The following is a 20,572-nucleotide window of genomic DNA, read 5'->3' as shown; positions in this document are numbered from 1 at the left end:
GCTTGCCGCTCAAGACCAATCGCCTTCCGGCGTGCCGTTGAAGCGCTTCTTCAGGTCGGCCCAGCAGTCGATGTAATTGTCCTGTCGGGTTTCCAGTTCGGCGCCGTAGCGGGTCAGCATCTGCGGAAAGCGGGTCTCGAACATGAACGCCATGGTGTTGTCGAGCTTGACCGGTTTCAGCGCCGCGCGCGAGGCCTTTTCAAAGCCAGGCGCATCAGGGCCATGGGCCAGCATCAGATTGTGCAAGCTGATGCCGCCGGGAACGAACCCTTCCTCCTTGGCATCGTACTGGCCGTGGATCAGCCCCATGAACTCGCTCATGATGTTGCGGTGATACCAGGGCGGGCGAAATGTATCTTCCGCAATCAGCCAGCGCGGTGGGAAGATGACGAAATCGATGTTGGCGGTGCCCTCCTCGCCGCTGGGCGCGGTGAGCACGGTGAAGATCGACGGATCCGGATGATCGAACAGGAGGGCGCCGACGGGCGAAAAGGTTGCCAGATCATATTTATAGGGCGCGTAGTTGCCGTGCCAGGCGACAACGTCGAGCGGCGAATGGCCGATCTCGGTGACGTGGAAATTGCCGCACCATTTGACGATCAGCCGGCACGGTGTTTCCTTCTCCTCGAACCAGGCGCAAGGGGTCTTGAAGTCGCGCGGATTGGCGAGGCAGTTGGCGCCGATCGGGCCGCGGTCGGGCAAGGTCAGCTTGGCGCCGTAATTCTCGCAGACATAGCCGCGCACTTCAGCGTCGATCAACTCGACCTTGAACACGAGGCCTCGTGGCAGCACGGCGATCTCGCCCGGTCGAAGTTCGATGACACCCATCTCGGTGACGAAGCGCAAGGCGCCGACCTGCGGCACGACCAGCAACTCGCCGTCGGCGTTGAAGAAATGGTCGTCGACCATCGATGTGTTGGCGACACAGACATGGGCCGCCATGCCGGTCTGCCCGAGCACGTCACCGGCGGTGGTAATGGTGCGCATGCCCTGGACAAAGTCGGTCGGCTCCTTCGGCATCGGCACCGGATTCCAGCGATATTGGCCGAGCGCCAGTTCGTGATCGCCGACATTGGGTGCGGTCTTCCACAAGGGATAGCTCGACGCCTTGAAGCGGCCGGTGTGCTTCACACTCGGCCGGATCCGGTAAAGCCATGAGCGCTCATTGGTTCCGCGCGGGGCGGTGAAGGGCGAGCCCGAGAGCTGTTCGGCGTAAAGGCCATAGGCCGGCCGCTGGGGTGAGTTGCGGCCTTGCGGCAGCGAACCTGGCAAGGTTTCGGTCTCAAAATCATTGCCGAAGCCCGGCATGTAGGAAAAGGCCATCGCTTCCTCCCGGAATGGATCTCAATTGACCAAACTGGTTTCATTTGTAACCATCGAAAATGTAACTATCAATCCATCACATCGGGATGTGAGGCCATGGAAATCCTGGAACTCGAAAGCTTCCTGCCCTATCGGCTCTATCGCCTCGCCGATGCAGTGAGCCGCGAATTCTCGGGGATATACAAGGACAGCCATGGACTGACGCGGCCGGAGTGGCGGACGCTTTCCGGGCTCGGCCAGCACGGCACAATGACCGCGACCGAACTTGGCGAGCAATCGGCCATGCACAAGACCAAGGTGTCGCGCGCCGTCGCCGAACTCGAACGGCGGCGCTGGCTGACGCGCACGCCTGATGGGAATGACCGCCGTGTCGAACATCTGACACTGACCAGAGCGGGGCTGGCCGCCTATCGCGAGATGGTGCCTTTGGCGAAGGCGTTCGAGAGGGAGTTGCTGGCGAGGCTGAGCGCCAGCGAACGCACGGCGATTGTCAGTGGGGTGGCGGCGCTGGAGAGTGCGTTGGAAGTAAGTGGCAAAACCGAGGACTGATAGGCCGCGGGGCAGCACCCCCTCTGTCCTGCCGGACATCTCCCCCGCAAGGGGGGAGATCGAGCTTCATCCCGGCTTTCGCCAATCACCAACGGGAGAGAAATGAGCGCAGCGTCGCAACTGCCAATCTCCCTCCTTGCGGGGGAGATGGCCGGCAGGCCAGAGGGGGGTGCTGTCCCGCTAACGTCTCCGGCACAGTGCCTTCACAGCAGCCTCACCAGTCCATCACCACCTTGCCGGAACTGCCGCTGCGCATTGCATCGAACCCAGCCTGAAAATCGTCGATGCCGATGCGGTGGGTGATCAGGCCGGAGACGTCGAGCGGACCTTGCACCAGGGCGATCATCTTGTACCAGGTCTCGAACATCTCGCGGCCGTAGATGCCCTTGAGATGCAGCATCTTGAAGATGACCTTGTTCCAGTCGATCTCGAAGCCGGTCGGCGCGATGCCCAGGATGGCGATCTTGCCGCCATTGTTCATGGTGTCGATCATGTCGCGGAAGGCGGGCGCGGCGCCCGACATTTCGAGGCCGACGTCAAAACCCTCGGTCATGCCGAGCGCCGGCATGACGTCGCGAAGCTTTTCCTTCGACGCATCGACGACATGCTGGACGCCGAGCTTTTTGGCCAGCGCCAGCCGCACCGGATTGATGTCGGTGATCACCACCTTTCGCGCGCCGACGCATTGGGCGACGAGCGCGCCCATGATGCCGATCGGCCCTGCGCCGGTGACCAGCACATCTTCACCGACGAGGTCGAAAGACAGAGCGGTGTGCACCGCATTGCCCAGGGGATCGAAGATCGCGGCGACCTCGTCGGGCACATCGTCGGGGATCGGCACCACATTGTGCTGCGGGATCGCCAGATACTCGCCGAAGGCGCCTGGACGGTTGACGCCGACGCCAAGCGTGTTGCGGCACAGATGGCCCCTGCCCGCACGGCAGTTGCGGCAATGGCCGCAGACGATATGGCCCTCGCCCGACACGCGCTGGCCGACCTTGTATTCGGTGACCGCCGCGCCGAAATCGGCGACGGTGCCGACGAATTCATGGCCGGTTACCATCGGCACCGGCACCGTCTTCTGCGCCCACTGGTCCCAATTGTAGATGTGGACGTCGGTGCCGCAGATCGCGGTTTTCCTGATCTTGATCAGCACGTCGTTGGGGCCGATCTCCGGCACCGGCACCTCTTCCATCCAGATGCCCGGCTCGGCCTTGGCCTTCACCAGAGCCTTCATCATGTTCGACATTCTTTTGTCCCTTGAATCTCTTGATCCGCAATCGCTTCCCGGCGCCGGCCGCTCAGGAAATCACGCCCAGTTCCCTGCCAACCTCGCCAAATGCCTCCACCGCACGATCGATGTCGGCAGTGGAATGTGCCGCCGACATCTGGGTGCGGATGCGCGCCTGGCCTTTCGGCACCACCGGGAAGGAAAAGCCGATGACATAGATGCCGCGTTTCAGCATGCGCGCCGCCATCTCCTGCGCCAGGCTCGCATCGCCCAGCATCACCGGAATGATCGGATGGTCGGCTCCGGCCAAGGTGAAGCCGAGCTTGCCCATCTCAGACCTGAACCGCGCCGCATTGGCATAGAGGCGCTGGCGCAAGGCGTCGCCATTGCGGATCAGGTCGAACACCTTGATCGAAGCGCCGGCGATCGCCGGCATCAGCGTGTTGGAGAAGAGATAGGGCCGCGAGCGCTGGCGCAGCCAGTCGACCACCTGGCTTTTGCCCGAGGTGTAGCCGCCCGACGCGCCGCCGAGCGCCTTGCCCAGCGTCCCGGTGATGATGTCGACCCTGCCCTCGACACCACAATGCTCGGGCGAACCACGGCCATTGTGGCCGACGAAGCCGACGGCATGGCTGTCGTCGACCATGACCATGGCGTCGTATTTGTCGGCGAGATCGCAGACGCCCCTGAGATTGGCGATGATGCCGTCCATCGAAAAGACGCCATCGGTGGCGATCAGCCGGAAGCGGCAACCCTTCGCTTCTTTCAGCCGCGCTTCGAGATCGGCCATGTCGTTGTTGGCGTAGCGGAAGCGCTTGGCCTTCGACAGCCTGACCCCATCGATGATCGAGGCGTGGTTCAGCGCATCCGAGATGATCGCGTCTTCCTCGCCGAGCAGCGTCTCGAACAGGCCGCCATTGGCGTCGAAGCACGAGCCGTAGAGGATGGTGTCCTCCAGGCCGAGAAAGGATGAAATCGTCGCCTCGAGCTCTTTGTGCTCTTCCTGCGTGCCGCAGATGAAGCGCACCGACGCCATGCCGTAGCCATAACGGTCGAGCGCCTGGCTGGCCGCGTCGCGCAGTTCGGCGCTGTCGGCAAGGCCGAGATAGTTGTTGGCGCAAAAGTTAAGCACTTTCTCACCGCCGACCTCGATCTGCGCCGACTGCATCGAGGAAATCACCCGTTCCGACTTGTAGAGACCGGCTGATTTGAGCCCTGCAAGCTCACTGTCGATATGGGAGAGAAATGCTGCGGTCATGATCAGGCCCTGTTTGACGTGGGTCGACTGTTGTCCTGTCCGCGCAAAAAATCCATCGCAAAAGCGACCGGGCCGGTGGTGGCCAGCATCAAATGAAGCGTCATGGCGTCGTCCAAGCACGCCCCAGGGGATCACAACGGCTGGCGAACGTTCAAATGCGGATTGAAGGCGAAAGGAGCCGATAACCATTCCGCGATCTTTCCGCGTTTCCCCCGATCTTTCCGCGTTTCCCCCTTGTCGGCCAGCTGTCGATTTCCGGTCCTGTTAACGTTTCCGGTTCAATAATGCTCGCACAGGAATCCGTTGGCGAGAGGGCCGCCCCCGAAAATGTCGCAGCAGCCGGTGCAAACCGTTTCAGGCAAGCTCATACTGCTGATCAAGGCCGGCTATTGGCTAGCGCTGTTGATCATCGCCGCCATGGTGGCAGCCTCCTTCGTGCTGCTGCAGCAGACGATGGCCACGCACCAGCACAACCATACCCTGCTCGATATCGTCGGCACGCAAAAAACCTTGTCGCAGCGCATCGTTTTCCTTGCCAATGCAACGGGTGCCGCCTCGCGCGATAAGCAGCCGGCGCTGGTCAGCGCGCTCAAGCAGGCGACGGTGGAGTTCGAGACCAACTACGATCTGCTGCTCGAGCAGACGGGGGCAAACCCGGAATCACCGGCCAAGCTCGATCCGAAGTCGATCGAGAGCGTGCTCTTCGCCAAACCCTTCCATCTCGACTATTTCTCGGTCGGGCTGATCGCCAATGGCGACCGTCTGATCTCGGCGCTTGAATCGCAACTCAACAATCTCGACAATGGCGGCTACAAAGGCAGCGCCGAACGCGTCAACCTCGACATGTCGGTCGCCAACGCCACCTTGTCGGGCTATGCCGCGCTCGGCCAGCGGATCACCGCCGAGGCTGACGGGCGCTCCGAAAAGCTGCTCTCCCTCCACCGCACGCTGTTCTACGCCACGCTCGGCGTCATCCTGCTGGTAGCGCTGTTCATCTTCAGGCCGATGTCCAACGCGATCCTTCGCAAGACCCGCGAACTGGTCGACGCGCGCAACTCGATGGCCTTCATCGCGGTTCATGACGGACTGACCGGCCTGCATAACCGAACCTTCCTGACCGACCATTTCGAGACGTTGATCAAGGGCGCGCATCGGCGACGCGAGCGTCTGGCCGTGGTCCAGCTCGATCTCGACCGTTTCAAGCAAATCAACGATACGTTGGGCCATGCCGCCGGCGACTATGTCCTGGTCATCACGGCACAGCGCATGCGCGATTCCTGCCGGGCGTCGGATCTGTGCGCGCGGCTCGGTGGCGACGAATTCGTGATGATCCTCAACGGCGCCGGCAGCACCGAAGATATCAACATGCTGGCACGGCGCATCCTGGCGCACATCAACGAGCCGATCGTTTTCCAGGGCACGACCATTCTTCCCGGCGCCAGCGCTGGCATCGCCGTGTATCCGATAGACGCCGACAACGCGCAGGATCTTTTGGTTCACGCCGATCTGGCGCTCTATTCGGCCAAGAAGATGGGAGGCGGCAACTTCTCGTTCTTCTCGGAGGAGCTGCGCCGCGAACTCGACTATCGCAAGCAACTCGAACACGACATCAAGGTCGCCATCTCCGAGAAGGCGTTCCAGGTCTATTTCCAGCCGCAGGTTTCGCTGACCACCGGCACGATCAGCGGCATCGAAGCGCTGGTGCGCTGGAACCATGCCGAACGCGGCATGATCTCGCCCGGCGAATTTATTCCGGTTGCGGAGAAATGCGGCTTCATGCCGGAGATCGGCCGCATCGTAATCAGCAAGGCGATCAACGAAGCCGCTGAATGGAACCGCGCCGGGATCGCCTTCGGGCGGCTTGCCGTCAATGTTTCGGGTACCGAGTTGCGCGAGCATGATTTCGATGCGTTCCTGTTCGGGACGCTGGAAAAGGCCGGATTGCCGCCGCAGAAACTGTCGCTGGAAATCGTCGAATCCGTCATTCTGGACGATGAGAAGACAGGCATCGCGGCAAAGCTGCGTCACATCAGGGCGGCCGGCGTCCATCTGGAACTCGACGACTTCGGCACCGGCTATGCTTCGCTCAGCCACGTCAATCCGAACGAGATCGACCGACTCAAGATCGATCGCCGATTCGTCCAGAACATCCACGAGAACGGCGACAACTCCAAGATCGTGCGCGCCATCACCGAGCTTGCCCGCGGCCTCGGCATCTCGATCGTCGCCGAAGGCGCCGAAACCGAAGCCGAACTCGACTCGCTGATGGCGATCGGCTGCGACCAGGTGCAAGGCTATTCCATCGCCTTCCCGATGCCGCAGGACAAGGCGCTCGAGTGGCTGACCGCCCGCATGCCGAAGAAGGCAAAGCTGACGGTGCTGCAAGGCAGCCTGGCGTAGGCACCCGCGCGGTCCGCCTTTGACAATCAGCCATGAAACTGGCGGCCTGTCGCGACGCAAACGGATGCCGCGACCTATGACATCGTTTTGGTTGTCCTCGCGGCCGTGTTGATGTCCGTGTTGCCGGCTCATGGGGCGGATCGCACCATCTATCTCACCTTCGACGAAGGTCCGCTCAGCGGCACCGGCAACATCCTCGACGTGTTGCAGGCGAGCCATCTGGTCAGCGAGATCGATCACCTGTTCGGCTATGGTCATTTCGCCAGACCCGGCAAGCTGATCCTGTTGATGCATGACGAGATGTTTCAGGACCGCTTCGACGGCAAGACGAAGCTAACCGAGCTGATCGCCGCGCTGAAGCTGCGCCACTATGCCTTTGGAACGATCCCGACCTATGACGACTGAGAACGGGTGACGACTAAGCCAACGGGCAGACTTTCCTAGCTCTCCACATTGTTCCGCAACGCCGCCAGCACCTGCGCGAACTCCGCCAGCCGCTCGTCGGACAGTCCCACCCGCAGCCGCTTGTCGAAAACAAGCGCGGCCTTGCGTAGTGTCTCGAACATCGCTTCTCCAGCCTCCGTCAATTCGACCAGATGGACCCGGCGGTTGACGGGATGGCGGCGACGCGTCAGCAGGCCCTGTGCCTCCATCGCGTTTAGGTGATGGGTCAGCGTCGCGCCCTGGATGCCGATCATACCGGCAAGTTCGCGCTGATTGGCAAGCTTGCTCGACTTGACCGACAGCAGCGTGAGCCAGACCGGCAAGGTGCCGCCCGCTTCGACCAAGGCAGCGTCAAAGGCTTGGGCGACAAGCTTGGCGGTGCGGCCGAGATTCATGCCGACCGGCGGGCGTTCAAAGGGCGTCATTGCCGGACACTAGACGGTGTTTTCCAAGGATGGAACTGGTTCATTTTATACATTGACATCGAACAGTTCGATATCTAATCATTGCACTGACAGCAAGCGAGAGAGGAGAGATGGCATGCAGTATGCCTACATCGTCGTCATCGGTCTTCACGTCATGGCAGGCGTATTCTGGGCGGGCACGACCATCGCTGTCGGCCGTGACCCGGACATCCGCGCCGAACGGTTTTTCCGGCCGCAAATGGGTGCTGCCGGCCTGGTTTTCCTGACCGGCATACTGCTCTGGTATTTCTTCCATGAGGGCGCTTTCGGCTCGATGGAGAAAGTGCTGGCACTGGGGATCGTGACGGCCCTGATCGCCGCCGGCGTGCAGGGCGCGCTGGTAGGCTCTGCCAGCAGGCAGCTTGCCGGCGCTGATGCGGCTACGGAAAGCCGGTTGCGCGCGAAGATGACAAGAGGCGAGCGCATCGCCGGAGGCCTGCTGGTGCTGACAGTGCTGTGCATGGCCACCGCCAGAATGTTCTGAGCGCCGCCACGCCGCAACCCTCACAGCATCGTGCGTTGTCTGGCAACGAGCCAATGACGTGCGGGCGCGCGGATCGAGCCGGAATACACGGGCTCTCGTATGCCGGTTCGGCCGCGCGCCACCAACTGTCGCAACGAGATTTCAGATCCGCAAACCGAACCTGATCCCGTCATAGATGGCGGCATGGATGTTGCGAGAGGCGACCGCGTCGCCGATGCGCAACAGCACGAAGCCGGCTTCGTGGTTGCGTGCCGGAAAAATGTCGCCGCCGCTGACCAGGCGTTCGTAATCGACCGCGCCGCCATTCTTCGACAGCGGTCTCAAGGCCAGGTAGAGATCGTCGAGCGGCGCGGTGCCGTGCTCGACCACCACCTGGTCGACCCGCCGTTCACCGCGCCAGCCGTCGGCAAAGTCCGAAGCGAGTTCGGCGACCAGTTGATTGCCCTCGCGCCGCACCGAGCGCAGGCGCGTGTTGATGGTGATGGTGGCGCCCTTTTCCTGGAACGTGCGCATGTACGGCACGTGATTCATGCCGCCCATTTCGGGCGCGAAAAAACGCTCGGGCGAAACCAGTTCCAGCCGTGCGCCGCTGTTGGCGATCAGTTCGGCGGCGCCCATGCCCTGATGGCCGCCATTGTCATCATAGAGCAAGACATTCTCGGCCGGCTTGACGCTGCCGGCCATGATGTCCCAGCTTGAGGTGACGAGATTGTCGCCCGCCGCCAGCGGCGGGTTCTGCGGCAAGCCGCCGGTGGCGACAATGACCACATCGGGTGCCAGCGCCAGGACATCGTCCTTCTCGGCCCAGGTATCGTAGCGGATCTCGACGCCGAGCCGATCGAGTTCTGCCAGCCGCCAGTCGATGATGCCGATCAATTCCTTTCGGCGCGGATTCTGGGTCGCNGAGCCGATCGAGTTCTGCCAGCCGCCAGTCGATGATGCCGATCAATTCCTTTCGGCGCGGATTCTGGGTCGCCAGACGCACCTGACCGCCGGCCTGGCTCGACGCTTCAAGCACCGTCACCTGATGGCCGCGCTCGGCCGCCACCCGCGCCGCCTCAAGTCCGCCGGCGCCGGCGCCGACGACAACGACCTTTTTCTTCGTCCCTTCGGTCTTGACGATGATGTGCGGAATATCGGCCTCGCGGCCGGTCGCCGCATTGTGGACGCACAGCGCCTCGCCGCCCTCATAGATGCGGTCGAGACAATAGGTAGCGCCGACGCAGGGGCGGATCTCGTGCTCGCGGCCTTCCATCACCTTTTTGATGATGTGCGGGTCGGCGATATGGGCGCGGGTCATGCCGACCATGTCGAGTTTGCCTGCCGCGATAGCATGGCGCGCGGTGGCGACATCGGAGATGCGCGCCGCATGGAAGGTCGGGAATTTCGTCGCCCCCCTCACCTCGCCGGCGAAATCGAGATGCGGCGAAGACCGCATGCCGGTCACCGGAATGACCTTGGTCAATGCCGCGTCGCTTTCGATCGAACCGCGGATGATGTTTAGGAAATCGACCTTGCCGGAGCCGGCCAGCCGCCTGGCGATCTCGACGCCCTCCTCCTTCGACAGGCCTTTCTCGAAGTCCTCGTCGGCGACCATGCGGATGCCGACGACGAATTTCTCGCCGACCGCCGCCCGCACGGCATCGAGCACCATGTTGATGAAGCGCAAGCGGTTGTCGAGCGAGCCGCCATACTCATCGTCGCGATGATTGGTGGCCGGCGACCAGAAGCCGTCCATCAGATGGCCGTAGGACTCGAACTCGATACCGTCCAGGCCGGCCGCCTGGCAGCGCTGGGCGGCCGACGCATAGTCGGCGACGATGCGCTCGATGTCCCAGTCCTCGATGGTCTTGGGGAAAGCGCGGTGCGCCGGCTCGCGCACCGGCGAGGCCGACAGCACCGGCAGCCAGTCGGCCTTGTTCCAGCCGGTGCGGCGGCCGAGATGGGTGATCTGGATCATCACCTTGCAATCATGCTCGTGGCAGGCGTCAGCAAGCTCGGCGAGCCACGGCACGATGCGGTCGTCATAGACATGCAGATTGCCGAAGGCTGCCGGACTGTCGCGCGAGACGATGGCCGAACCGGCGGTCATGGTCAGCGCCATGCCGCCCTTGGCCTTTTCGGCGTGATAAAGCCGGTAGCGCTGCTTCGGCATGCCGTCCTCCGAATAGGCCGGCTCATGGCTGGTCGACATCACCCGGTTCTTCAGCGTCAGATGCTTGAGCTGGTAGGGCTGGAGAAGCGGGTCGTTGCTGGTCATCGTCTTCCTGCTTTTCAAACTGTGTCGAAGCAGCATGAGCTGCTCCATTTCCTATTTAAGCGTCGGATTCGTCCGAAAACCGCTGCGCACTTTTCGATCCGATGCTAATGAGCGCCGCAAACCAAGAAGGCTTTGCTCATGATCGACACCAAAACCCTCACCCAGCTCGGCGCCCACGTCGAGACGCCACAGAGCCCCGAACAAGCGGTCCTGGAGACCGTGCCGTACACGCGCGGCGACGGGCCGCCGGCGATCGTGCGCTTCACCTGCCCGGAATTCACCTCGCTGTGCCCGGTCACCGGGCAGCCGGATTTCGCCCACATCGTCATCGACTACGCACCCGATGCAGCCCTGGTGGAATCGAAGTCGCTGAAGCTGTTCATGACCTCGTTCCGCAACCACGGCGCCTTCCACGAAGACTGCACGGTGATGATCGGCCGTCGCATCGTGGCGGCAACCAAGCCGCTGTGGCTGCGCATCGGCGGCTACTGGTTCCCGCGCGGCGGCATTCCGATCGACGTGTTCTGGCAGACCGGCGCGCCGCCCGAAGGCGCCTGGCTGCCGGACACCGGAGTGGCACCTTATCGCGGACGCGGCTAGCCCGCCCATCATTCGCACTGGTACTGGCTGAGCGCCCATTCGCCGGTCACCGACAACAGGTCCGATATCTTCCATTCGCCGTCGACCTTCTTGAATTTCCATTCAAGGCGATGCGGATTGCCGGCGACGACGAAGGCGACGATGACCTTGGCCTGGTCCCGATTGATCGCCTCGAGCGTCTTCAGGCTCTTGTCGATCTGGTCCTTGTCGTAATCGGCATTGTCCAATGCCATGTTGGGGTCGAGGCATTCGCCCTGCCCGGATTTGCGCAGCGCATCGCTCTTGTCGAGCACGGTTTTCGCCGGATCGATGAAATGGCCGCGCTGTGACGGATCGACCTCCAGATTGACCTGATCGTAGAACGGCCGCACCACCGCTGTCGGCGATCCCGGCTGGATGGGTGCGGCCGGTTCGCTGGGGGGCCAGCCAACGGGTGGCGTTGCCGGCTCCGCTGCCCCACCGGGCGCGGTTGCCGGCGGCGACCCGCTGTCGCCCGGCGCGGTGGCCTCCAGGGCGTTTGCGGACGGAGCGTTTGCCGGCGGGGCGCCGAGCAGCCCTTGTGCGGCAGCGCCGCCTTGAACCACCGCCATCAGGCACATGGTCGACAGTGCCAGGAACGAGCGGCGGTCCATCACATCACTCCGGTGTCTGGCCGGCCATGCACTCCAACGCACTGAGCGTCCAGTCGCTGGTCTTCGAGGCGATGTCCGATATCTTCCACTTGCCGTCGATCTTCTTGAGCGACCAGACCATTTCGCGTTTGGCATCGTCGCCTTCCGAAAACAGGCTGAATGACGCTGTGACCTCGGCATTGTCTCCATCGCGCTTCTCAGACAGTTTCAGCGTCTTGGCCACGGACTTCTGGTCGAAATCCTGCGCGTCGAGACCCGGATCGAAATCGATGCACGCGACCTGGTCCGGATTCTTCTTCGTCGCCTGATCGTTGAGATCGAACAGTTTCGTCACCGGCTCGGTGAAGCGATCCCGGTATTGCGCGTCGGCCTCGAACTTGACCTCCGGAACATAGAAGAATTTCACGGCGTCGGACGCCGGACCGGCCCAGGCTGCAGCGGGTAAGGCCGCGGCGGGCAAGGCTGTCGAAAGAGCGGCAAGGAGCACTGTCAGTCTCATGCAGAATCTCCGGCTTTTGATGGCTTGCGGCAATCAATACCACGCATCCTGCATATCGGCTTTTTTGCGGCTCATGAAGTCCCTGGCGGCCAGTCGGCGCCCCGCCAGACGTCCTGGAAGTTTGCAAAAGCACTTCCGCGATCAACTGCCGACAATACATCATGGGATCCTCAGCCTCCGAAAGTCGCGACAGGCGCGTTGAGACGGGAGCGCTCGGGCTTGACACCGAGCCCCGGCGTCTGCGGGACGCGTATATGGCCGTTTTCGATGACGACGGGGTTTACGGGGTCGGTATGCCCTTCGATGTATTCCTGCGCGATCCAGGCGCCCTCGAGACGTCGTGGTTCGACGGTAGCCGCGAGGTGCACGCATGCCGCGGCGATGACATCCCCGCCCCAGGCATCGTCGCAGCTGTGCGGAAGAGATCGTATCGCACAGAGATCGCGGACGGTGGCCATCTTGGTGAGGCCGCCAAGGCGGGTGACTTTCAACCCAAATCCGTCCGCGATCCCCGAAGAAATTGCCCGCAGGACGGCGTTCAAATCTTCGGTATTCTCATCGAGGTAGACTGGATGGGTAACGCGTCCCTTGAGGCTTGCAACCTCCTCCATCGTGTTGCAAGGCTGTTCGAACACAAACGGGATCGCCTGGCAAAGCCGGTCGATGTGCAGCGTCGCCGCAGCGGTGAGGCCACGATTGGCGTCGACGGCTATCCGGGCCTTGAAGCCGACCGCTTCCCATACTTTGTGCACGGTGGCGACGTCCTGCTCGAGATCGCGCCCGCCTATCTTGATCTGAAGCCGTGGGTACCCGGCCTTCACCTTGTCGAGGGCAATACGCGCCGTCTCGTCGGGTTCACCGACAATGGTCGAGTAATAGGACGGCACACGATCGGTGAGCGCACCGCCCAGAAGTGTCGAGACCGGAACGCCCAGCCGCTGGCCGGCGAGGTCGAGGAGCGCTATGTCCAAGGCCGCCTTGGCATAGTTGTGACCGTTCAGCCGCTCGTCCATTCTTTTCGCGAGACGGCGCAAGGACGTCGTGTCCTCGCCCACCAGGCCAGGTGCTATTTCGGCAATTGCCGCTCTCGCGCCCAGGGCATGTTGGGGCTGATAGACAGGACCGACCGGGCAAGTCTCGCCCCAGCCCGACAGCCCGTCCTCGGTGGTCACTTCAACGAGCGTGCTGTCCAGATCCTGTACGGTATCGCTAGCCATCCGATAGGCACCGCCTTTCACCGGCAGATGCACCTGATAGACCTTGATCGTTTCGATACGCATGCCGATCTCAGCTCCCTTCGAGCCAAGCTATCCTGGTAATGTTGCCGTTCCAGTGCATGACGGGCCAGCACATGACGGGCCGGCGCATGACAGCGCTGCCGGTCACAAATCTGGGCCGGCTGCCGTGCTCAGACCCGCACATTGTGCTTGCGCTTCATGTAGTCCTTGGCGGTCTCGACCGCCACGGCGGCATCGCGGCAATAGGCGTCGGCACCTACGGCCTTGCCGAATTCCTCGTTGAGCGGCGCGCCGCCGACCAGCACGACATAGTCGTCGCGGATGCCCTTTTCCTTCATCGTGTCGATGACCACCTTCATGTAGGGCATGGTCGTGGTCAGCAATGCCGACATGCCGATGATGTCGGGCTGATGCTGCTCGATGGCATCGAGATATTTCTCGACCGCGTTGTTGATGCCAAGGTCGATGACGTCGAAGCCGGCGCCCTCCATCATCATGCCGACCAGGTTCTTGCCGATGTCGTGGATGTCACCCTTGACGGTGCCGATCACCATCTTGCCCTGCTTGGGCGCGCCGGTGGCGGCCAGCAGCGGACGCAGGATGAACATGCCGGCCTTCATGGCATTGGCCGACAACAGCACCTCGGGAACGAACAGGATGCCGTCGCGAAAATCCTCGCCGACGATGCGCATGCCTTCGACCAGCGCCTCGGTCAGNGAGATCGTCGTGCATCTGCTGCACCAACTCATCGTCGGAAAGCTCGGAAAGGATGATCTCGTCGTCGGCCATTTTCTGCCTGCTTGAATTTGCGTGTCAGTGATTTACGGGCCGCCGGCGCCTTTTGTGACAGGCGCCGGCAGCGTTTTCCTGCATGTCTCGGCAGTTATATCAGGCGTTCAGCCAGACGTTCTGGAAGTCCATTTCGTAGGTCTGGTGCATGCCGTAGTTCTTCACCTTCTTGCTCATATGGCAGTAGAGCTTCTGCCAGAACGGCTGGATGATGACGCCGGAATCCTGCAGGATCTGCTCGACGTCCTTCATCACCTCCTTGCGCTGGGCGGGATCGGCCAGCGACAGCGCCTGCTTGAGCTTGGCGTCAAAGTCCGGGTTGGAATAGGCCGTCTCATTCCAGGCCTCGCCGGTGCGGTATCCCAGCGCCAGCACCTGCACGCCGAGCGGGCGCATGTACCAGATCGTCATGGAATAGGGATACTTCGTCCAATCGTTCCAGAAGGTCGAGCCCGGGAGCACCGTACGCTTCACCTTGATGCCGGCGTCGCGCAGTTGGCCGGCGATCGCGTCGCCGGTGTTCTTCTGCCATTCGTCCTCGACGGTGATCAGCTCGTGCTCGAAATCCGCCTGGCCGGCATCCGCCATCAGCTTCTTGGCGCCCGCCGCATCCCGTGTCTTCTTTGGCAGCGGATAGTATTCGGGATGGATCGGGGCGACATGGTGATTCTCGCCGACAGTGCCGCGTCCGGCATAGCCGAGCTGCATCACGGCATCGTTGTCGACAGCCATCTGCAGTGCATTGCGCACCCGCTGATCGTCATAGGGCTTGTGGGTTACGTTGGTGCGGGCAACCAGCGTGGTCGCTGTCGCGACCTCCGATTTCACCAGATCCATCTTGTCGAGGGCGTCTATGAAGTCGGCCGGCGTTTCGAAATCGAGGTCGATCTCGCCGGATTCGAAGGCATTCAGCGTGGCATTGAAGTCGGTGCCGTAGTCGATGAACTCGACACTGTCGAGCGGTGCTTCGCCACCCCACCATTTGCCGTTTTCGCGGCGCTTTACCACCGCCTTTTGGCCGACCGCGTAGGAGACCAATTCGAAGGCCCCGGTACCAATTGGCTTGGTGGTCGGGTCGGCGCCATCCTTGTCGAAATCGCGATGCACGACCAGCGCCGGATAGTCGGTTAAGCCCGGTATGATCGCAATGTCGGGTTCGTTGAGTTTCAGCTTGACCGTATGGTCGTCGACCTTGGTGATGGCACCATCCTTCGCCTTGCCGGTCTTGGTGTCGATCAGCGCGCCGACGCGTGCCGCCATGGAATTGCCGGAAGCACCCTTCTCGCACCAGCGGTTCAGATTGGCGACCACGTCGTCGGCGTTGAAGGCATCGCCATTGTTCCAGGTCACACCCTTGCGCAGATGCAGCGTGTATTCGGTGGCATCGTCATTGACGTCCCAGCTTTCGAGCAGGACCGGCTCGAACGTGAACTGGCGCGTATAACGGACAAGCGGCTCGAGCCAGGTCCGGGTGACGTTTGCCATTTCCGTCCAGTCATAGGTGCGCGGGTCCTTCTGCGCCTTGACCGACATCGCGACATGCAGCGTCCCACCCTTTTTCGGTTCTTCCGCCAGGGCCTTTGTTGGCGCGGCAAGGCCGATCATGCCGTAGGCGAAAGCCGTCGTGGCGCCGAAGGCGCTGGCCAATGCCAGGAATTCGCGCCGGTCCATGCGACCCGCGCGCGCGTCCTCAGCCATCGCCTCTATGGCGGCGGGGACCCGGTCGCTATTGCTTCTGAAAAGTGTCATTTCTCTCTCCCATTGGTTCCGTCGGTTCTTTGCCCGTTCTCTCTCAACTAACGCTATCCGGCAGCTTTTCCTCGCGCCGGGCAATAAAATCCGCGAGACCCTCGGCGACACCCTCATCGAGCTTCGGCTCTTCATAGTCGGCAAGCATGTTGCGCGCTTTTTCGCGGCCGCGGGTGTCGTGGTCCTTCGCCCCTTCGGCCTTCCACTGTTCGAACGAATTGAAGTCCATGATCGAGGGCATGAAGAAAGCGGACTCGAAATGTTCAAGCGTGTGCTGGGTGCCGAGGAAATGGCCCTGCGGCCCCACTTCGCGGATCGCCGCCATCGCTTCCTTGAAGTCGTCGAACGGCAGCCCGCCGGCATATTTATACCAGCCGATGAGCTGTTCGCAGTCGGTGGCGAATTTCGAATAACCGCAGGTCAGCCCCGCCTCCAGCCATCCAGCGGAATGCCAGATGTAGTTGGCGCCGGCGAGGATGGCGGCATGCATCAGCATGTTCGCCTCGTAGCCGGCCTGAGCGTCGTTGAGCTTCGAGCCGACATGGAAGCCGGAGGTGCGCCACGGCAGCCGGTATTTCCTGGCCAGCGCGCCCATCAGGTACATCATCTGCGCCGCCTCCGGCGTGCCGCCCATCGGCGCTCCGGTCTTCATGTCGACCGTGACCATGAACTGTCCGTAGATCTGCGGCGAACCCGGACGCAGCAGTTGCGTGAAGGCGACGCCGGCCAGCGCTTCCGCATTGACCTGCGCGACCGCCCCGACGGCGGAGGCCGAGGTCGAGGCGCCGCACAGCGCGAAGGGCGCCAGGATCAGCGGCTGGTTGTGGCGCGCATAGACCTTCATGGCGTCCAGCATGGTGGCGTCCCACACCAGCGGCGAATTGCAGTTGGTGATCGACACCAGGACGGGATTGTCGCGCACGAACTCCTCGCCGAATACGATCCCCGCCATAGCCATGGTGTCCTCGGCGCGCTCCTTCGAGGTGACGATGCCCATGAACGGCTTGTCGGAATGCTTCAGCGCCGAATGGATGATGTGGAGGTGACGCTTAGGCACCGCAATTTCCATCGGCTCGCAGATGACCGAGCTCGACGAATGCAGCGCCGGCGCCATATAGGCGAGCTTGTGGAAATTGTTGAGGTCGGCGAGCGAACCGTAGCGCCTGTTGTTGTCGAGGTCGCGCACATAGGGTGCGCCATACATCGGCACGAAGATGGAGTTCTTGCCGCCGACGCGCACGGTACGCTCGGGGTTGCGGGCATTGAGGGTAAACTCCGATGGGACCTTGGAGACCAGTTCCATCAACAGCCCACGGTCGATACGGACGCGCGTCTCGGTGACATCGGCTCCGGCGGCCTTCCACAGGGCGATCGCCTCATCGTCGCGGAACTCGCAGCCCACCTCTTCGAGGATCGAGAGCGATTCCTGGTGGATCAACTCCACAGCCTCGTCAGGGACCATCTGATAGGCCGGGATCTCGCGCACCAGTGTCGGGAACGACGTGACCGGAGCGCCTCGCAGCGCCTTCCGTCCCAGGCGGCCGCCACTTCTGCGGTTGGCGTGTTCGGTCATGGCAACGGCCGGTGCATTCATGGCAACTCATCCTCCAACAGCCCCGTCAACTTAGCGAGACGAGATATAGCTGTGACGCTGGAAAATCCTGATCTCTTGTATAAACTCTCCTTATGCGAAGCCTGCGCCACCTCCTGCCCTCGGCCGGCAGCCTGATCGTCTTCGAGGCGGCCGGCCGGCTGTCGAGCTTTACCGCCGCCGGTCGCGAGCTCGGCATGACGCAGGCGGCCGTCTCCTACGCCGTGCGCGGGCTGGAGGAACAGCTCGGCGCCAAGCTCTTCCAGCGCCGCCACCGCCAGGTTCTCCTGACGGAGGCCGGCGAGCGCTTCCACGCCGACGTCTCGCTCGGGCTGTCGCATATCCGCAAGTCGGCGGAGGATCTGCGCCTGCAGGCGACCGGCGGCCATGTGACGCTCGCCGCCTCGACCGCCTTCGGCTCGTTCTGGATGATGCCGCGGCTGCAGCAGTTCCGCGACGAACTGCCAGGCGTCGATCTGCGCATCCAGACCGCCGACCGCGACCTCGACATCATCGCCGAGGGCATCCCGCTAGGCGTACGCGGCGGCGTGCCGCGCGACTGGCCGGATTATCATTCGCTGTCGCTTGCCGACGAGGAGATCTTCCCGGTCGCGGGACCCAACTATCTGGCGAAGTTTGGGCTGCCGGAGACCGTCGCCGAACTTGCCATGCACCGGCTCATCCATCTCGAGGAGCCCTACCGCGAGGCCCCGAACTGGGACGAATGGTTCGCGTCAGCCGGAACCAGCCTGCGCAATGCCGAGCGCGGATTGCGCATCAATGACTATGCCTTGGTGATTCAGGCGGTCATGGAGGGACAAGGCATTTCCCTCGGCTGGCGTCATCTTGTCGAGCGCCTCGTGGCATCAGGACTGTTGGTGCCGGTGACGGATCATGTGCTGCGGACCGGCATCGGATTCCACGTCATCTGGCCGAAAAACCGCGAGCTCAGCGATAATGCCCGCAAGGTCAGGGACTGGCTGGTCGCGCAGGCATAGTTCGTTTGCTCAGTTCACCCTCGCCCGCGCGACACGAATCCGCCTATACTGTCGTCATGCCCATTCGCCAGCTTTCCGAAACGATGATCAACCAGATCGCCGCCGGCGAAGTCATCGAGCGTCCGGCAAGCGTGGTCAAGGAATTGGTCGAGAACGCGCTCGATGCCGGTGCGAGCAAGGTCGAAGTTGTCACCGCTGGCGGCGGGTTGAACCTGATCCGCGTCACCGATGACGGCTCCGGCATCCCCGAACATGAGCTTTCGCTGGCCATCGCGCGCCACTGCACGTCCAAGCTTGCCGAGGATATCCATGACATTCGCTCACTCGGCTTTCGCGGCGAGGCGCTGCCGTCGATCGGCTCGGTGTCGCGGCTGTCGATCCGCTCGCGCACGGCCTTGGGCGACAGCGCCGCCGAGATCGGCATCGAGGGCGGCCGCATCCTGCCCATCAGGCCGGCAGCGGCCAATCGCGGCACCACCGTCGAGGTGCGCGATCTGTTCTTCGCAACACCGGCACGGCTGAAATTCATGAAGGGCGAGCGCGCCGAAAGCTCGGCCATCAGCGATGTGGTCAAGCGCATCGCCATCGCCTTTCCCGCCGTGCGGTTCACGCTGGCAGGCTCCGACCGCTCGACGCTGGAATTGCCGGCAACCGATGAAAGTGCCGAAGGCAGCCTGCGCCGCGTCGCCCAGGTGATGGGCGCCGAGTTTCCCGACAATTCGATTCCCATCGACGCGATGCGCGAAGGCGTGCATCTGACGGGGCACGTTTCGATCCCCTCCTTCACCCGCGCCAACGCGCTGCAGCAATATGCCTATGTCAACGGCCGACCGGTGCGCGACAAGCTGATCGCCGGCGCCATCCGAGGCGCCTTCGCCGATGTCCTGCCGCGCGACCGCCACGCGGTGACGGTGCTGTTCCTGACGCTCGATCCGGGAACGGTCGACGTCAACGTCCATCCGGCCAAGGCCGATGTCCGTTTTCGCGATCCGGGCCTGGTGCGCGGGCTGATCGTCGGCGCCATCCGGCAGGCACTGGGCGATGCCGGCATCCGTTCAGCCACCACGGGAGCGGCCGGCATGATGGCGGCGTTCCGTCCGGGTGCCGCATCCTACGGCCATGGCGGCCCGGCCAACGGCCATCGCAGCTACGAAGCATCGTACCACGCCTCCGGCTCGGCCGGTTTCGATCCGGCGCGATCGTCGCAGCGGCCGCTCGATATGCAGTTCGACGGTGCGGGTTTCGAACACCGCGGCTTGCGCGAGCCCGACCAGGCGGCGTTCGATGCCGGCCCGCTTGCCAGCGCCGATGCGCGCGCCGGACAGAGCGAAGCGGCCGAGACGCTGCTCGGCGCGGTGCTTGGTGCGGCACGCGCGCAGGTGCACGAGAACTACATCGTGGCGCAAACCCGCGATTCGCTGGTCATCGTCGACCAGCATGCTGCGCATGAGCGGCTGGTCTATGAAGCGCTGAAGAACGCGCTGCATTCGCGGCCGGTTCCCTCCCAGATGCTGCTCTTGCCTGAAATCATCGACCTACCGGAAGAGGATGCCGAGCGGCTCGCCATGCATTCGGAAACGCTCGCCCGCTTCGGGCTCGGCATCGAGCGTTTCGGCCCGGGCGCCGTCGCGGTGCGCGAGACGCCGTCGATGCTTGGCGAGACCAATGTCGGGCAATTGGTGCGTGATCTCGCCGACGAGATCGCCGACAACGACACGGTCGAGACGCTGAAGGAGCGGCTGGACAAGATCGCCGCCACCATGGCCTGCCACGGATCGGTACGCTCCGGCCGGCTGCTCAAGCCCGAGGAGATGAACGCGTTGCTGCGGCAGATGGAGGCGACGCCAGGTTCCGGAACCTGCAATCATGGGCGGCCGACCTATATCGAACTCAAACTGGCCGATATCGAGCGGCTGTTCGGGCGGCGGTGAAGGCGGCAGCCTGCGAGGTTCGCCGGCGCAGCCCCCACCCCGCTGCTTCGCAGCGACCCTCCCCACAAGGGTAGGGCTATCGCATATGAGTAAAGAGGCTGAGCAGGTCTTGATCGGCCCATCGTGCTTTGA

The 20,572-nt window shown here is 62.8% G+C and carries 16 protein-coding genes and 2 pseudogenes; 7 read left to right on the top strand and 11 right to left on the bottom strand.

What is annotated here, in order from left to right; all coding sequences use genetic code 11:
* Positions 1-9 precede the first annotated feature (9 nt).
* Complete coding sequence (gene hmgA, locus X741_RS138875) at positions 10-1,323, bottom strand: homogentisate 1,2-dioxygenase (protein ID WP_023780510.1); 1,314 nt, start codon at positions 1,321-1,323, stop codon at positions 10-12.
* A gap of 96 nt (positions 1,324-1,419) precedes the next feature.
* Here hmgA and X741_RS138880 point away from each other — a divergent pair, with 96 nt between their 5' ends.
* Positions 1,420-1,872 carry a MarR family transcriptional regulator gene (locus X741_RS138880; protein WP_023780509.1) on the top strand — a complete coding sequence of 151 codons (453 nt, stop codon included), beginning with the start codon at positions 1,420-1,422 and terminating at the stop codon, positions 1,870-1,872.
* Positions 1,873-2,086: 214 nt separating this feature from the next.
* Here the strand turns inward: X741_RS138880 and tdh are convergent, their stop codons facing one another.
* Positions 2,087-3,121 carry an L-threonine 3-dehydrogenase gene (gene tdh, locus X741_RS138885; protein WP_013896085.1) on the bottom strand — a complete coding sequence of 345 codons (1,035 nt, stop codon included), beginning with the start codon at positions 3,119-3,121 and terminating at the stop codon, positions 2,087-2,089.
* Between the two features lie 52 nt (positions 3,122-3,173).
* Positions 3,174-4,361 (bottom strand): glycine C-acetyltransferase, encoded by a 1,188-nt coding sequence (locus X741_RS138890; protein WP_023780508.1) that lies wholly within the window; start codon positions 4,359-4,361, stop codon positions 3,174-3,176.
* 327 nt (positions 4,362-4,688) lie between these two features.
* On the opposite strand from X741_RS138890, the gene X741_RS138895 reads away from it, so the two are divergent.
* The gene (locus X741_RS138895; protein WP_023766534.1) at positions 4,689-6,761 is read left to right on the top strand and encodes an EAL domain-containing protein; all 2,073 of its coding nucleotides are present in this window, start codon (positions 4,689-4,691) and stop codon (positions 6,759-6,761) included.
* A 111-nt stretch (positions 6,762-6,872) separates the two neighbouring features.
* The gene (locus X741_RS138900) at positions 6,873-7,166 is read left to right on the top strand and encodes a hypothetical protein (RefSeq protein ID WP_023780507.1); all 294 of its coding nucleotides are present in this window, start codon (positions 6,873-6,875) and stop codon (positions 7,164-7,166) included.
* A 35-nt stretch (positions 7,167-7,201) separates the two neighbouring features.
* Here X741_RS138900 and X741_RS138905 read toward each other — a convergent pair whose 3' ends face one another.
* A complete protein-coding gene (locus tag X741_RS138905; protein ID WP_023780506.1) occupies positions 7,202-7,630 on the bottom strand; it encodes a MarR family winged helix-turn-helix transcriptional regulator in 429 nt (142 codons plus the stop codon).
* 115 nt (positions 7,631-7,745) lie between these two features.
* Between X741_RS138905 and X741_RS138910 the strand changes: the two genes are divergently transcribed.
* The gene (locus X741_RS138910) at positions 7,746-8,153 is read left to right on the top strand and encodes a hypothetical protein (RefSeq protein ID WP_023780505.1); all 408 of its coding nucleotides are present in this window, start codon (positions 7,746-7,748) and stop codon (positions 8,151-8,153) included.
* Positions 8,154-8,294: 141 nt separating this feature from the next.
* Here X741_RS138910 and X741_RS01000000167245 read toward each other — a convergent pair.
* Positions 8,295-10,413, bottom strand: a pseudogene (locus X741_RS01000000167245) (NADH:flavin oxidoreductase).
* A 138-nt stretch (positions 10,414-10,551) separates the two neighbouring features.
* On the opposite strand from X741_RS01000000167245, the gene queF reads away from it, so the two are divergent.
* Positions 10,552-11,013, top strand: coding sequence for a preQ(1) synthase (queF, locus tag X741_RS138915; RefSeq protein WP_013896095.1), 462 nt, complete (start codon positions 10,552-10,554; stop codon positions 11,011-11,013).
* Positions 11,014-11,021: 8 nt separating this feature from the next.
* Here queF and X741_RS138920 read toward each other — a convergent pair whose 3' ends face one another.
* From X741_RS138920 to X741_RS138940, 6 genes and pseudogenes are all read right to left on the bottom strand, one after another.
* Positions 11,022-11,645, bottom strand: coding sequence for a hypothetical protein (locus tag X741_RS138920; protein WP_023780504.1), 624 nt, complete (start codon positions 11,643-11,645; stop codon positions 11,022-11,024).
* A gap of 4 nt (positions 11,646-11,649) precedes the next feature.
* Entirely contained in the window at positions 11,650-12,144 is a 495-nt protein-coding gene (locus tag X741_RS138925) for a DUF3828 domain-containing protein (RefSeq protein ID WP_023766528.1), read from the bottom strand.
* 170 nt (positions 12,145-12,314) lie between these two features.
* Entirely contained in the window at positions 12,315-13,424 is a 1,110-nt protein-coding gene (locus tag X741_RS138930; protein ID WP_023780503.1) for a mandelate racemase/muconate lactonizing enzyme family protein, read from the bottom strand.
* A gap of 128 nt (positions 13,425-13,552) precedes the next feature.
* A pseudogene (locus tag X741_RS01000000167240) lies at positions 13,553-14,171 on the bottom strand (B12-binding domain-containing protein).
* A gap of 99 nt (positions 14,172-14,270) precedes the next feature.
* On the bottom strand, positions 14,271-15,920 hold the full coding sequence (locus X741_RS138935; RefSeq protein ID WP_023780502.1) for an ABC transporter substrate-binding protein: 1,650 nt from the start codon (positions 15,918-15,920) through the stop codon (positions 14,271-14,273).
* 43 nt (positions 15,921-15,963) lie between these two features.
* The gene (locus tag X741_RS138940; protein ID WP_023780501.1) at positions 15,964-17,514 is read right to left on the bottom strand and encodes a trimethylamine methyltransferase family protein; all 1,551 of its coding nucleotides are present in this window, start codon (positions 17,512-17,514) and stop codon (positions 15,964-15,966) included.
* A gap of 92 nt (positions 17,515-17,606) precedes the next feature.
* Between X741_RS138940 and X741_RS138945 the strand changes: the two genes are divergently transcribed.
* Together X741_RS138945 and mutL are read left to right on the top strand one after the other, a co-directional pair.
* Positions 17,607-18,509, top strand: a complete 903-nt coding sequence (locus X741_RS138945) for a LysR substrate-binding domain-containing protein (RefSeq protein ID WP_023766521.1) — start codon at positions 17,607-17,609, stop codon at positions 18,507-18,509.
* A 56-nt stretch (positions 18,510-18,565) separates the two neighbouring features.
* Positions 18,566-20,440 carry a DNA mismatch repair endonuclease MutL gene (gene mutL, locus X741_RS138950; protein WP_023780500.1) on the top strand — a complete coding sequence of 625 codons (1,875 nt, stop codon included), beginning with the start codon at positions 18,566-18,568 and terminating at the stop codon, positions 20,438-20,440.
* Positions 20,441-20,572: the final 132 nt, after the last annotated feature.

This window comes from Mesorhizobium sp. LNHC221B00 (genome assembly GCF_000502935.1).
In the GTDB taxonomy this organism is placed as follows: Bacteria; Pseudomonadota; Alphaproteobacteria; order Rhizobiales; family Rhizobiaceae; genus Mesorhizobium; species Mesorhizobium opportunistum.
The sequence above is the reverse complement of the archived record's forward strand: the minus strand, read 5'-3'. Positions and strand labels throughout refer to the sequence as shown.

What these genes read in the sequence shown, in the direction of transcription:
- hmgA (WP_023780510.1), bottom strand. Translation starts at nt 1,323, where the DNA reads ATGGCCTTTTCCTACATGCCGGGCTTCGGCAATGATTTTGAGACCGAA.
- X741_RS138880 (WP_023780509.1), top strand. Translation starts at nt 1,420, where the DNA reads ATGGAAATCCTGGAACTCGAAAGCTTCCTGCCCTATCGGCTCTATCGC.
- tdh (WP_013896085.1), bottom strand. Translation starts at nt 3,121, where the DNA reads ATGTCGAACATGATGAAGGCTCTGGTGAAGGCCAAGGCCGAGCCGGGC.
- X741_RS138890 (WP_023780508.1), bottom strand. Translation starts at nt 4,361, where the DNA reads ATGACCGCAGCATTTCTCTCCCATATCGACAGTGAGCTTGCAGGGCTC.
- X741_RS138895 (WP_023766534.1), top strand. Translation starts at nt 4,689, where the DNA reads ATGTCGCAGCAGCCGGTGCAAACCGTTTCAGGCAAGCTCATACTGCTG.
- X741_RS138900 (WP_023780507.1), top strand. Translation starts at nt 6,873, where the DNA reads ATGTCCGTGTTGCCGGCTCATGGGGCGGATCGCACCATCTATCTCACC.
- X741_RS138905 (WP_023780506.1), bottom strand. Translation starts at nt 7,630, where the DNA reads ATGACGCCCTTTGAACGCCCGCCGGTCGGCATGAATCTCGGCCGCACC.
- X741_RS138910 (WP_023780505.1), top strand. Translation starts at nt 7,746, where the DNA reads ATGCAGTATGCCTACATCGTCGTCATCGGTCTTCACGTCATGGCAGGC.
- queF (WP_013896095.1), top strand. Translation starts at nt 10,552, where the DNA reads ATGATCGACACCAAAACCCTCACCCAGCTCGGCGCCCACGTCGAGACG.
- X741_RS138920 (WP_023780504.1), bottom strand. Translation starts at nt 11,645, where the DNA reads ATGGACCGCCGCTCGTTCCTGGCACTGTCGACCATGTGCCTGATGGCG.
- X741_RS138925 (WP_023766528.1), bottom strand. Translation starts at nt 12,144, where the DNA reads ATGAGACTGACAGTGCTCCTTGCCGCTCTTTCGACAGCCTTGCCCGCC.
- X741_RS138930 (WP_023780503.1), bottom strand. Translation starts at nt 13,424, where the DNA reads ATGCGTATCGAAACGATCAAGGTCTATCAGGTGCATCTGCCGGTGAAA.
- X741_RS138935 (WP_023780502.1), bottom strand. Translation starts at nt 15,920, where the DNA reads ATGACACTTTTCAGAAGCAATAGCGACCGGGTCCCCGCCGCCATAGAG.
- X741_RS138940 (WP_023780501.1), bottom strand. Translation starts at nt 17,514, where the DNA reads ATGAATGCACCGGCCGTTGCCATGACCGAACACGCCAACCGCAGAAGT.
- X741_RS138945 (WP_023766521.1), top strand. Translation starts at nt 17,607, where the DNA reads ATGCGAAGCCTGCGCCACCTCCTGCCCTCGGCCGGCAGCCTGATCGTC.
- mutL (WP_023780500.1), top strand. Translation starts at nt 18,566, where the DNA reads ATGCCCATTCGCCAGCTTTCCGAAACGATGATCAACCAGATCGCCGCC.